This window comes from Pantoea sp. SGAir0183 (assembly GCF_043545505.1).
Genome location: NZ_CP028053.1, coordinates 1,165,715 through 1,178,568, shown reverse-complemented (window position 1 = coordinate 1,178,568; position 12,854 = coordinate 1,165,715). Strand labels below are relative to the sequence as shown.

General features: G+C 54.8%; 9 protein-coding genes. 3 read left to right on the top strand and 6 right to left on the bottom strand.

Annotation, left to right across the window (positions count from 1 at the left end; genetic code table 11):
- Positions 1-128: 128 nt before the first annotated feature.
- Both guaA and guaB read right to left on the bottom strand, forming a co-directional pair.
- On the bottom strand, positions 129-1,709 hold the full coding sequence (guaA, locus tag C1N59_RS05640) for a glutamine-hydrolyzing GMP synthase (protein ID WP_006120616.1): 1,581 nt from the start codon (positions 1,707-1,709) through the stop codon (positions 129-131).
- A 72-nt stretch (positions 1,710-1,781) separates the two neighbouring features.
- On the bottom strand, positions 1,782-3,248 hold the full coding sequence (gene guaB / locus C1N59_RS05635; RefSeq protein ID WP_033740877.1) for an IMP dehydrogenase: 1,467 nt from the start codon (positions 3,246-3,248) through the stop codon (positions 1,782-1,784).
- Between the two features lie 168 nt (positions 3,249-3,416).
- Between guaB and xseA the strand changes: the two genes are divergently transcribed.
- The 3 genes from xseA to C1N59_RS05620 are packed head-to-tail and all read left to right on the top strand — an operon-like array spanning position 3,417 to position 6,173.
- Positions 3,417-4,790, top strand: a complete 1,374-nt coding sequence (xseA, locus tag C1N59_RS05630) for an exodeoxyribonuclease VII large subunit (protein WP_394550411.1) — start codon at positions 3,417-3,419, stop codon at positions 4,788-4,790.
- Between the two features lie 40 nt (positions 4,791-4,830).
- Positions 4,831-5,844: a M4 family metallopeptidase gene (locus C1N59_RS05625; RefSeq protein ID WP_033740879.1), complete on the top strand. Its 1,014-nt coding sequence runs from the start codon at positions 4,831-4,833 to the stop codon at positions 5,842-5,844.
- Entirely contained in the window at positions 5,841-6,173 is a 333-nt protein-coding gene (locus tag C1N59_RS05620; RefSeq protein ID WP_033740881.1) for a protealysin inhibitor emfourin, read from the top strand. Before C1N59_RS05625 ends, C1N59_RS05620 begins: the two co-directional genes overlap by 4 nt.
- Before the next feature lie 137 nt (positions 6,174-6,310).
- On the opposite strand, the gene C1N59_RS05615 is transcribed toward C1N59_RS05620, so the two are convergent.
- The 4 genes from C1N59_RS05615 to C1N59_RS05600 form a co-directional block, all read right to left on the bottom strand.
- The gene (locus C1N59_RS05615) at positions 6,311-8,752 is read right to left on the bottom strand and encodes a glucose/quinate/shikimate family membrane-bound PQQ-dependent dehydrogenase (protein ID WP_033740882.1); all 2,442 of its coding nucleotides are present in this window, start codon (positions 8,750-8,752) and stop codon (positions 6,311-6,313) included.
- 596 nt (positions 8,753-9,348) lie between these two features.
- The gene (gene der, locus C1N59_RS05610; protein WP_006120621.1) at positions 9,349-10,833 is read right to left on the bottom strand and encodes a ribosome biogenesis GTPase Der; all 1,485 of its coding nucleotides are present in this window, start codon (positions 10,831-10,833) and stop codon (positions 9,349-9,351) included.
- A 174-nt stretch (positions 10,834-11,007) separates the two neighbouring features.
- Positions 11,008-12,189: an outer membrane protein assembly factor BamB gene (gene bamB / locus C1N59_RS05605; RefSeq protein WP_006120622.1), complete on the bottom strand. Its 1,182-nt coding sequence runs from the start codon at positions 12,187-12,189 to the stop codon at positions 11,008-11,010.
- Positions 12,190-12,208: 19 nt separating this feature from the next.
- Complete coding sequence (locus C1N59_RS05600; protein ID WP_006120623.1) at positions 12,209-12,826, bottom strand: YfgM family protein; 618 nt, start codon at positions 12,824-12,826, stop codon at positions 12,209-12,211.
- Positions 12,827-12,854: the final 28 nt, after the last annotated feature.

Sequence of the window (12,854 nt, the reverse complement as noted above, 5' to 3'; positions counted from 1 at the left end):
AGAGGCTGTGCCTTATGGGTTTCGACAGGGTCTCGCAAGACAGCCGAAGGACGGAGAATAAAAAAGCCCGCAATCATGCGGGCTTCGTGCTTGATATAACCGACTGTCGGGCTATACCGGAAGCGGGATTATTCCCACTCAATCGTCGCCGGTGGCTTACCGGAAATGTCATAGACCACGCGGGAAATGCCGTTCACTTCGTTAATGATACGATTGGACACGCGGCCCAGGAAATCATACGGCAGGTGCGCCCAGTGGGCAGTCATGAAGTCGATGGTTTCGACCGCACGCAGTGAAACGACCCAGTCGTATTTACGGCCATCGCCCATTACGCCCACGGAACGGACGGGCAGGAACACCGTAAAGGCCTGGCTGACTTTATTGTAGAGATCGGCTTTATGCAGCTCTTCAATAAAGATGGCATCCGCACGGCGCAGCAGGTCACAGTACTCTTTCTTCACCTCACCCAGTACGCGTACGCCCAGACCCGGGCCCGGGAATGGATGGCGATAGAGCATATCGTACGGCAGGCCCAGTTCCAGACCGATCTTACGCACTTCGTCTTTAAACAGCTCACGTAATGGCTCGACCAGGCCCATCTTCATCTCTTTCGGCAGGCCGCCGACGTTGTGGTGTGATTTGATGACGTGGGCTTTACCGGTGGCAGAGGCAGCGGATTCAATCACATCCGGATAGATGGTGCCCTGTGCCAGCCACTTCACGTCTTCCAGACGCAGCGCCTGCTCGTCAAAGACTTCGACGAAAACGCGGCCAATGATTTTACGCTTCGCTTCAGGGTCACTTTCTCCGGCCAGCGCATCCAGGAAGCGCGCTTCACCATCGACGTGAACAATGTTCAGACCAAAGTGATCGCCAAACATATCCAGCACCTGCTGCGCTTCGTTCAGACGCAACAGACCGTTATCCACGAAAACGCAGGTCAGATTTTTACCAATCGCACGGTGCAGCAGCATCGCGGTCACAGAGGAATCGACACCACCGGACAAGCCCAGAATGACTTTGTCATCGCCCACCTGTGCACGCAGGCGCTCAACGGCATCCTCAATGATTTTGGCCGGTGTCCAGAGCGCTTCACACTGGCAGATATCGATAACGAAACGCTCCAGCATGCGCAGGCCCTGGCGCGTATGGGTGACTTCCGGGTGGAACTGCACGCCATAGAAGCGCTTCTCTTCGTTCGCCATAATCGCAAACGGACAGGTTTCCGTGCTGGCAACGGTGACGAAGTCAGCCGGAATCGCGGTCACCTTGTCACCGTGACTCATCCAGACATCCAGCAACGGTTTGCCTGATGCGCTGATAGCATCCTCGATATCGCGAATCAGTGCGCTGGCGGTGTTCACCTCTACCTGCGCATAGCCAAATTCGCGCTCGTTAGAGCCTTCGACCTTACCACCCAGTTGCATAGCCATGGTTTGCATGCCATAACAGACGCCCAGCACGGGCACGCCAGCCGTGAAAACGTAGTCAGGTGCGCGCGGACTGTCGTGTTCGGTGGTGCTTTCCGGGCCACCTGACAGGATGATACCGCTGGGATTGAACTCGCGAATCTGCGCTTCGGTAACGTCCCAGGCCCAGAGTTCACAGTACACGCCAAGCTCACGGACGCGACGCGCCACCAGTTGCGTGTATTGAGAACCAAAATCGAGAATCAGAATGCGGTGCTTATGGATATTTTCCGTCGTCATTGAGGGTTTTCCAAAACGGTGACTTGATAAAGTAAAGCGCCCGGCTGTCGCCGGGCGGGAAATCTTGCGGGGTTATGAACCCATGCGGTAGTTCGGCGACTCTTTGGTGATGGTCACATCGTGCACGTGGCTCTCATTGATGCCCGCACCGCTGATACGGACGAATTCTGCTTTAGTGCGCAGATCGTCAATGGTCGGGCAACCGGTCAGCCCCATACATGAACGCAGACCGCCCATTTGCTGATGCACAATCTCTTTCAGGCGGCCTTTATAGGCTACACGGCCTTCGATGCCTTCCGGCACCAGCTTGTCAGCGGCGTTGTCGGTCTGGAAATAACGGTCTGATGAACCTTTAGACATCGCACCCAGTGACCCCATCCCACGATAAGATTTAAAGGCACGGCCCTGGTAAAGTTCGATTTCACCCGGCGATTCTTCTGTACCTGCCAGCATAGAACCTACCATGACACAGGAAGCACCTGCCGCGATGGCTTTGGCGATATCACCTGAGAAACGGATACCGCCGTCAGCGATAACAGGGATACCCGTGCCTTCCAGCGCCGCAACAGCGTCAGAAACGGCGGTGATCTGCGGAACACCGACACCGGTAACGATACGGGTCGTACAGATGGATCCCGGACCGATGCCCACTTTAACGGCGCTTACGCCCGCTTCAACCAGCGCCAGCGCACCCGCGCCAGTCGCCACGTTGCCGCCGACGATTTCGAGATCAGGGTATTTCGCGCGGGTTTCCCGGATGCGCTGCAGTACACCTTCAGAGTGGCCATGAGAAGAGTCGATCAGTAAGACGTCAACACCGGCAGCCACCAGTGCATCCACGCGCTCTTCGTTGCCCGCACCGGCACCGACAGCAGCACCCACACGCAGACGGCCCTGCGCATCTTTACAGGCATTAGGCTTACGTTCGGCTTTCTGGAAATCTTTTACGGTGATCATGCCCAGCAAATGGAAGCTGTCGTCCACGACCAGGGCTTTCTCGACGCGTTTTTCGTGCATTCTTTGCAGAACAACGTCGCGGGCTTCGCCTTCTTTCACCGTCACCAGACGCTCTTTCGGCGTCATCACGGCAGTGACAGGCTGGTTCAGATCGGTCACAAAGCGCACATCGCGACCGGTGATGATGCCCACCAGTTCGTTTTTCGCGTTCACCACAGGGTAACCAGCAAAACCGTTGCGCTCGGTCAGCGCTTTAACTTCGGCCAGTGTGGTGGTGGGCAGTACGGTCTGTGGTTCGGTAACCACGCCGCTTTCATGTTTTTTGACTTTACGGACTTCGTCTGCCTGGCGTTCAATTGACATGTTTTTATGAATGAAGCCCAGACCACCTTCCTGTGCCAGCGCAATCGCCAGGCCCGCTTCGGTCACGGTATCCATCGCAGCAGAAAGCATGGGAATGTTCAGGCGAATATTTTTGGTCAGTTGCGTGCTGAGGTCGGCCGTATTAGGCAGGACGGTGGAGTGAGCAGGAACGAGCAGGACGTCGTCGAAAGTGAGTGCTTCTTTAGCGATTCTTAACATGGCAATACTCCACCTCGGGTGCGTGAGAATAGATAAAATATTGCCGCGGCATTATACAGGGCGTAATCGATTGCCTCCACTAGTTTTTTAGAAAAAGTCTTGATCCGCGCAACAGGGCCTGTAGTATCGACTAATTAACCTACTGATTTGGAATTTGATCTTCGTCACATGTCGCTGCCACCGAACGCCAATATTTTTACCGTAAGTCGTCTCAATACCACAGTGCGCCAGCTGCTGGAAAATGAGATGGGCCTGGTGTGGCTGAGTGCCGAAATCTCTAATTTTACCCAGCCGGCTTCTGGCCACTGGTACTTCACGCTGAAAGATGATGGTGCACAGGTGCGCTGCGCGATGTTTCGTAACAGCAACCGTCGTGTGACCTTTCGCCCGCAACATGGTCAGCAGATTTTAGTTCGCGCCAATATCACGCTGTATGAGCCGCGCGGCGATTATCAGCTGATTATTGAAAGCATGCATCCCGCCGGTGAAGGCCTGCTCCAGCAGCAGTTCGAACAGTTGAAAGCAAAGCTGGCGCAGGAAGGCCTGTTCGCACCAGAACATAAGAAGCCCTTGCCGCAACCGGCAAAGCAGGTCGGCATCATAACGTCTGCTACCGGCGCGGCGCTGCACGATGTACTGCGCGTGCTTCACCGTCGCGATCCCTCACTACCGGTCGTGATTTATCCCACCGCCGTACAGGGCGTAGATGCGCCTGCCGCGATCGTACGTGCGATTGAAATCGCTAACCTGCGGGCAGAGTGCGACGTGTTAATCGTGGGACGCGGCGGCGGTTCGCTGGAAGATCTGTGGAGCTTTAATGACGAGCGCGTGGCGCGCGCTATCTTTGCCAGCCACATTCCCGTGGTCAGTGCTGTCGGGCATGAAACTGACGTCACGATTGCTGATTTTGTCGCTGACCTGCGCGCCCCAACGCCATCGGCTGCGGCCGAAATTGTCAGCCGTAATCAGCTTGAGCTGTTGCGTCAACTTCAGTCACAACAGCAGCGGCTGGAAATGGCAATGGATTACTATCTGGCGCGTCAGCAGCGTCTGTTCAGCCGTTTAGACCATCGCCTGCAGCAGCAACATCCGCAGTTGCGCCTTGCGCGCCAGCAGACCCTGCTGTTCCGGCTACAACAGCGCCTGGGCGATGCGATGGAAACACGGCTTCGCCACGCCAGCCGTCAGCAGGATCGCCTGGCACAGCGGTTGGCCCAACAGCAGCCACAAGAACGCCTGTATCAGGCACAAAAAAGTCTGCAGAACTGGCACTATCGCCTGCAGCAGGCCATGGAAAAAATGCTTAACCGCGATAAACAACGTTTTGGTCAGCTTGCCGCGCAACTGGAAGGCGTCAGCCCGCTCGCCACGCTGGCGCGGGGTTTCAGCGTTACGACGGATACCCATGGACAGGTCGTGAAAAAAACTGGCCAGTTGAATAAGGGCGATCGGTTACGCACTCGCCTTGATGATGGCTGGGTTGAAAGCCAGGTCACGCAACTTATTCCTGAAAAACCGAGACGAAAGAAAAGCATTTCTTAACTATACTTCCTGGTACATCCCTCATGCCAAGGAGTCTCAAATGGCTTTCAGCGTTATTCCTCCCTATATTCTTCGCAAGATTATCGATCACGGCACCGGCCACCAGCAGGAGCAGGCACGTCGTACACTGACCCATGTTCAGCACCTGATGGCTGAACACTGGAAAAAGACGGCAGCGCCAAAAACCACGCAGGCCGGGAAGATTGAGCGTGAAATCTATGATGCCAAAAACCAGGAAACGTTACCTGGCACGCTGGTGCGTAAAGAAGGTCAGTCTTCAAATGGTGACGTTGCTGCCGACGAAGCCTGGAACTATCTTGGTGTCACACACGACTTTTTCTGGCAAATCTATAAACGAAATTCTCTGGATAATCACGGTCTGAAACTAGCTGGGACGGTTCACTACGGTGAGAAGTACCAAAACGCGTTCTGGAACGGTCAGCAAATGGTGTTTGGCGACGGTGATGGCGAAATCTTTAACCGCTTCACGATTGCGATTGATGTGGTGGCGCATGAGTTGTCGCACGGCGTCACAGAAACCGAAGCCGGTTTGATCTATTTTGAACAGGCCGGTGCGTTGAACGAGTCCATGTCTGATGTGTTTGGTTCGCTGGTGAAACAGTTTAGTCTGAAACAGACAGCCGATAAGGCCGACTGGATCATCGGTGAAGGGCTGCTGGCAAAAGGCATCAATGGTAAAGGTCTACGGTCAATGTCACATCCCGGCACCGCTTACGATGACCCGATGCTGGGGAAAGATCCTCAGCCAGGCCACATGAAGGACTATATTAAAACACGTGAGGATAACGGCGGTGTGCACCTGAACTCCGGAATTCCTAATCGTGCCTTTTATCTGGCCGCAAAAGCCCTGGGCGGATATGCCTGGGAGCGAGCGGGTCAGGCATGGTACGACACGCTGTGCGATAAAGATTTACATCAGGATGCGGACTTCAAAGCCTTTGCACAACTCACCGTGCAGCATGGTAAAAAGCGCTTCGACACCACGGTGGCGAGCGCAATTGAACAAGCGTGGAAAGAGGTAGGCGTGTTATGAGTCAACTCCCCGAGCTCACCGATGACGCAACGATTGTGGTAACGCAAGAAGGCGGCTTTGCTTTTATTCCTGGCTTACGGAATGAGCGTCGATTTCCGTTGGGCGAACTTCCGCCTCCCGAAAAAGCGCACGTCTGTCAGGTACTGGAACGGGCGATGCCTTTGGGCGAACCCGAGGAAAAAGCAGCAGAGGTGGGACGCGGGGATCAACGTTACTTTCGCATCCAGATTCAATATGCCACGCGCCAGCAGTCCGGCACGGTCGTCATACTGGTTCCCGAGCAACAGGCACCGCCAGAACTCAAGTCGCTGTTGCGCGACGGTAAGTAACAAAGCCGCCTTTTCAGAAGGCGGCTTCGGGTTTGCCCTGCGGCACGTCTTATGAACCCGCAGCTTATCCTGTCGGGAAAACGGGTTTTCCGTTACGCAAAAAAAGGGCCGCGATGGCCCTTTTGTTTTATCGTCGCTTATTTGCTGTCTGGCAGCGCATAAGCAATCACATAGTCACCACGATCCGGCGACTGGCGTGCGCCGCCCGCGGAAATCACGATGTACTGTTTACCGGTTTTCGGTGAGACATAACTCATCGGTCCACCCTGACTGCCGACAGGCAAACGGGCTTTCCAGACTTCTTTACCGGTGGCGCTATCGAACGCGCGCAGGTAGTAGTCCTGAGTACCGGCAATAAACACCAGTCCACCCTGCGTCGCCAGCGTACCGCCCAGCGTCGGCATGCCAATAGGCATTTTCGCGCGCATTTTGATGCCGAACGGACCGGTATCTTCTACCGTACCTACCGGCACCTGCCAGACGATTTTCTGGGTTTTCATGTCAATCGCAGACAGGGTACCAAACGGTGGCGCCTGGCAAGGAATACCCAACGGTGACATAAAGCGGTTTTTGTTCACGGCATAAGGCGTGCCTTTCAACGGAACCGCGCCCATACCGGTATTGATGGCTTCCCCCCCGTTGCTGCCGCGTGAAATTTTGCTGGTATCAACCGGGATCATCTGTACCCATAATCCTAAACGCATGTCGTTAACAAACAACAGGTTGTTATTCGGATCGGTGGACATACTGCCCCAGTTCATCCCGCCCAGTGAACCCGGGAAACTCAGCGACTTATCAGTGCCAGGTACGGTAAACAGGCCGTTGTAGCGCATTGACTTAAACGCGATACGGCAGGCCAGCTGATCGAACGGGGTTGCGCCCCACATATCCGACTCTTTCAGCGTCTGATTACCAATCATCGGCATACCGGTCGAATGCGGCTGGGTTTTTGTATATTGCTCGTTCGGGATATCACCCTGCGGCATCGGCAGCTCTTCAACCTTGGTGAGCGGCTTACCGGTCAGACGATCCAGCACAAAAATCATGCCGGTTTTACCGCCGATGACGACCGCAGGTTTGGTGCTGCCATCCTTCATCGGGAAGTCGATCAGGCTGGGCTGCATCGGCAGGTCGAAGTCCCACAGATCGTTATGAACGGTCTGATAAACCCACTTCTCTTTACCGGTTGTCGCGTCCAGCGCGAGTACCGAGGCTCCATATTTATGGTCCAGCGCGGTACGATTGGCTCCCCACAGGTCAACGGAGGAGCTGCCCATAGGAATAAACACGGTGTTCATGGCCGCATCGTACGACATCGGCGCCCAGGAGTTCGGCGTACTGCGCGTATAGTCCTTGCCAGGCATCAGGATGGCATTAGGATCGACATTGCCCGGGTCAAACGCCCAGCGCATTTTACCGGTGATCACATCAAAACCGCGCAACACGCCGCCAGGCATGTCGGTTTTCACGTTATCCGCCACGCGGCCGCCCACGACCACCGTGGTTCCGGCAAGCGTTGGGGCTGAAGTCAGCTGATAAAGCGGATCCGGCGCATCACCTAAGCCCGCTTTCAGATCGACGATGCCATGGTTACCGAAGTCTTCACAGAATTCACCGTTGTCGGCGTTAATCGCAATCAGGCGCGCATCGATAGTATTCATCAGAATACGGCGCTGACAGCTGTCTCCTGCCGCCAGCGTTACGGCCGGTACTGGCGTTGAGCCGGGCTGCGTTGGCTGGTTCAGCGGTTTCGTCGCGTCGAAATAGGCCAGACCACGGCAGCGCGGCCAGACTTCAGCCTGTGCGTTGATTTCACGCTTCCAGATCTGCTTTCCACTGTCAGCTTCGACGGCGATGACATTATTGTGCGGCGTGCACAGGTAAAGTGTATTACCCACCTGCAACGGCGTTTCCTGATCTTCCGCACCGTTACCGGTTGGGCTTTCGGGAATGTCACCCGTACGGTAAGTCCAGGCAACCTGCAGATCCTTCACGTTGTCACGGGTAATCTGATCGAGCGCGACAAAACGGCTGCCGCCAGCCGTATTACCGTAGTTATCCCAGTTTTGCTGTTGCTTCGATTTCTCTACCGGAATCAGCGGCAGTTCAGGACCCGTTGCCGCCACGGTTGGATGCGGCTGGAACATCTGGACTAATGTAGCCACCATACCCACGGCGATGACGGCAGACAGCGCATAAGAGAGTTTTGCCAGCGAAGGTTTATTCTCGCGCTTGCGTAAGGCGGGCCAGGTAAGGAAGGCCAGAATCATTAAACCGGCGGGCACCATCAGGCGAGAAACCAGTGGCCAGAAGACCAGGCCAGCGTCCATCACCGCCCAGACTAAAGTCCCTACAAATACCAGCAGGAAAAGCACAACCGCTGAGGATTTTGCCCGGAAAAACTGAATGGCTGACAGCACGATAACGATGCCCGCAACCAGGAAATACCAACTGCCGCCAAGCGTTGCGAGTTGTCCCCCGCCAACAGCAAAGAACAGGCCGGTTGCCAGTAGCACCAGCCCGAGCAGCACAGACCATATTCTCAATCCTTTACCGGATCGAGAGGATGTTTCAGCCATAACACTTACTCTCCTGATAAACAAAGTCCGCTCTTTCGCCCGCCGCTTTTCGCGCGTATCGCGGTTAACGTTGCAGGTTAATGAGACAGCGTTGTTTTAATTCCAATTAAATCAGACCTGCGTCCATGAAATGAATGATATGTTTCCGGAGGAAGCCAGAGCAGGCGATACTCCGTCATGACGCGGCGAAATTGTACCACCTGGTACGTTATGCAGTGAAGTTTTAAACCTGTTTGTTACTAAGCAATAGCATTTTCGCTACAAATTTTTACGTTGGATAAGGCCACGCCGATCCAGAGAGTAGCCCAGCGGACAACTAAAGTGATGTTTTGAGCTTTTAAGGGGGGCAAGGATATATATCGGGAAAGTAAACCCGCATGCTGGAAGACGTCATCGGTCACCTCGCCTCAGTCACGTAAGGGTTGATGACAATCGGGACAGACAGGCACCCTGTGACAGCGGATATCCCATCCTGTGCAGTGGACCACCGCTGTCGGGGACGAAATGTCCGCAGTTCTGGCGCAGCGTTTTTCACCATTGTGTAAATAAGCACAATGCCAGGGCAAAAAAAAGAGGGCCATCTGGCCCTCGATCAGTTAACGCTTATTTTTCTTCATGTGCGCCATCAGACGCTTACGCTTACGCTGTTGCGTTGGCGTTAACAGGTTACGCTTGCCTTCGTACGGGTTTTCACCCTCTTTAAACTGAATGCGGATTGGCGTGCCCATTACGTTCAGAGAACGACGGAAATAGTTCATCAGGTAACGCTTGTAGGAGTCCGGTAAATCTTTCACCTGGTTGCCGTGAATCACCACAATCGGTGGGTTATAGCCACCCGCGTGGGCGTACTTCAGCTTAACGCGGCGACCACGCACCAGCGGTGGCTGATGGTCTTCTGCCGCCATGTTCATGATGCGCGTCAGCAGCGAGGTGTTTACACGCTTCGTTGAGCAGTCGTACGCTTCGGTTACCGATTCAAACAGGTTGCCTACACCGCTGCCATGCAGCGCAGAAATAAAGTGCACGCGCGCAAAGTCGATGAAACCCAGACGGAAGTCCAGCGTCTCTTTGACTTCATCACGCACTTCCTGTGACAGACCATCCCACTTGTTCACCACGATCACCAGTGAGCGGCCGCTGTTCAGGATAAATCCGAGCAGTGACAAATCCTGATCGGAAATGCCGGCGCGCGCATCGATCACCAGCATCACCACGTTAGCGTCTTCAATCGCCTGCAGGGTTTTGATGACCGAGAATTTCTCCACCGTATCGGTGATTTTGCCGCGCTTACGCACCCCGGCGGTATCGATCAGCACATATTCACGATCGTCACGTTCCATCGGGATGTAGATACTGTCGCGCGTGGTGCCTGGCATGTCATAAACGACCACGCGATCTTCACCCAGAATGCGGTTAGTCAGCGTAGACTTACCGACGTTTGGACGTCCGACAATCGCCAGCTTGATCGGCAGTGTGGTCGGGTCGAAATCGTCCTCTTCTTCCTCTTCCTCACCGTTCTCTTCTGCGGCTAACGCGGCCCAGTAGGCTTCGTTTTCATCTTCTTCGGTGACTTCTACGGGATCAACCTTTTCCATCCACGGCAGCAGCGCCGTCTCCAGCAGGCTGGTCACACCACGGCCATGGGACGCGGCGATAGCGTAAATCTCCCCCAGACCCAGTGAATAGAAATCCACAATGGCCTGATCCGGATCGAGCCCGTCCGTTTTATTCGCGACCAGGAATGTCGCTTTTTGACGCGCGCGCAGATGTTTTGCAATTTGCTGATCGGCGGGCATCATGCCTGCACGGGCATCCACCATAAACAGCACCACGTCGGCTTCTTCAATCGCCAGCAGCGACTGTTCCGCCATACGCGTTTCAACACCGTCTTCGGTGCCATCAATACCGCCGGTATCGATAACAATGAATTCGCGCCCTTCCACTTCGGCGCGACCATATTTGCGATCGCGAGTCAGTCCAGGAAAATCCGCTACCAGCGCATCTCGTGTGCGAGTTAAACGGTTAAACAGCGTAGATTTTCCCACATTGGGACGCCCAACCAGCGCGACCACAGGTACCATAACAATGCCTCAATAATGTATTAATTCGCCCGAATGGCGTGATTATAACGGCTTTAGCCGTTCAGTTCAGGCTTACGGCGCAAAGGATACCATGCCTGACTAAAAACGAAACGGCCCCTGATGAAATCAGGAGCCGCTGTGCCGGAAGGATAACCCTGCCTGACAACTTACCCGTTAGCGGGTAATGGCATAAACTTCACCATCTTTCGACTGAATCAGCAGCTTGTCGCTGGCGACAACAGGCTCAGTCTGGAAGCCCGAGCTGTCCAGTTTTTGCTGGGCAACAAAGCGGCCATCCGTGGTGTTCAGCCAGTGCAGGTAGCCTTCGCCGTCACCGACGACGATGTAGCCATTATACAGCACCGGTGAGGTCAGATTACGATGCAGCAGCTCGCTTTGACGCCAGATAGCGACACCGCCATCCGCATTCAGGGCAATCACACGATCGTCCTGATCCACCAGGTAGATACGCCCGGCATCGACAATCAGATCTTTCACGCCGCCAATTTCACGTTTCCACAAAATCTGCCCTGAACGCAGATCCAGTGCGGAAAGGTTGCCATTGTACGCCAGCGCGTAAACCACACCATTTACAATGATCGGCGTGGTATCCACGTCGCTCAGGCGGTCGATTTCCGTCGCCCCGCTCGGCTGTGAAATACGCTGCTGCCAAATCAACTGGCCCTGATTCATGATCACGGCGCTGACGCGTCCGTTGTCGCCGCCCACAATCGCGCCACCAAAGGCAACTGACGGGGCTGATTCACCGCGCAGCGACAGCGCAGGCATGTCCAGGTTCACGGTCCACTTCACCGCCCCGGTCGCCTGATCCAGACCCTGCAACATACCGTTACTGGTATGAATCAGCACCAGGCCATCGCTGACCACAGGACGCGACAGCGCTTCGCCAGCCGCTTTAGCTTGCCATACAATCGAACCATCACTGGTGTTCAGGGCATAAACCTGACCGCGCTCACTGCCGATATACAGGCGATCGCCGCTGACGGTAATACCACCGGACAGCATGGCAGACAGGTTTTTAGAGAAGAAGCCGGTTTTCTCAGAGAGGTCGACTTTCCATTTTTCTTTGCCATCCGCTGCATCGAGCGCTTTTACGATACCAAAGCGGTCAGCCGCATAAACGGTGCCGTCTTGCCAGGTCGGATGCAGGTTGGAATAGAAATCGCCAATCCCGTCGCCCACGCCTGTACTCCATACTGTCTTCGGCGTGAACTGGTTTTCCACTTTCGGCAATGGGGCCATTTTCACTACATCTTCTTCGCCGCTGAACAGCGAGCAACCGCTGAGCAGGGTGACTGAAATCAGCCCCGGCAGCAGGTATTTACGTAATTCCATGCGCTCTCTCTTGACTGGCTTAGCTTAAGTTATTCATCTTCATCTGCATCATTTGCTTCAGCGCCGGAGACGCGTCAGATTCGACGCCTTTACTCCATGCATCGCGCGCGCCCTGCTTATCGCCTTTGCTCAGCAGCGCTTCGCCGCGGATGTCAGCCACAATGGCTGTCCAGCCATCACCCTTCACACCGTCAAGGGTTTTAAGTGCCGCATCAGCCTGATTCTGTTGCAGTTGAATGCGTGCCAGGCGCAGGTTAATTACCGCCTGCAGATTGGCATCTTTGGTGTCTTTTAATCCGTTTTGCAGCAGGCTCTCGGCCTTGTCCAGCTGATTGCTGTCGACATACTGCTTCGCCAGATCCAGCGCCGCCAGGGCACCATAGGTGTTACTGTTTTCGCGGGCAAACGTGTTAACGGCTTCCAGCGTTTCAGGCTTGCTGACCTGCATGGCACTGGTGAGTTTCTGGTACTCAGCCGACACGGTTTTAGCAGAGTCCTGCTCATGGCTCGACCAGTAACGCCAGCCACCTAATGCAGCAATACCGATAACCACACCAATGGCTAATGCTTTACCGTTGTTGGCGAAAAAGCGACGCAGCGCATCAACCTGTTCGTTCTCATTGCTATACACTTCCACGCAATCCCTCTCCTTTCAATGGTTGTGC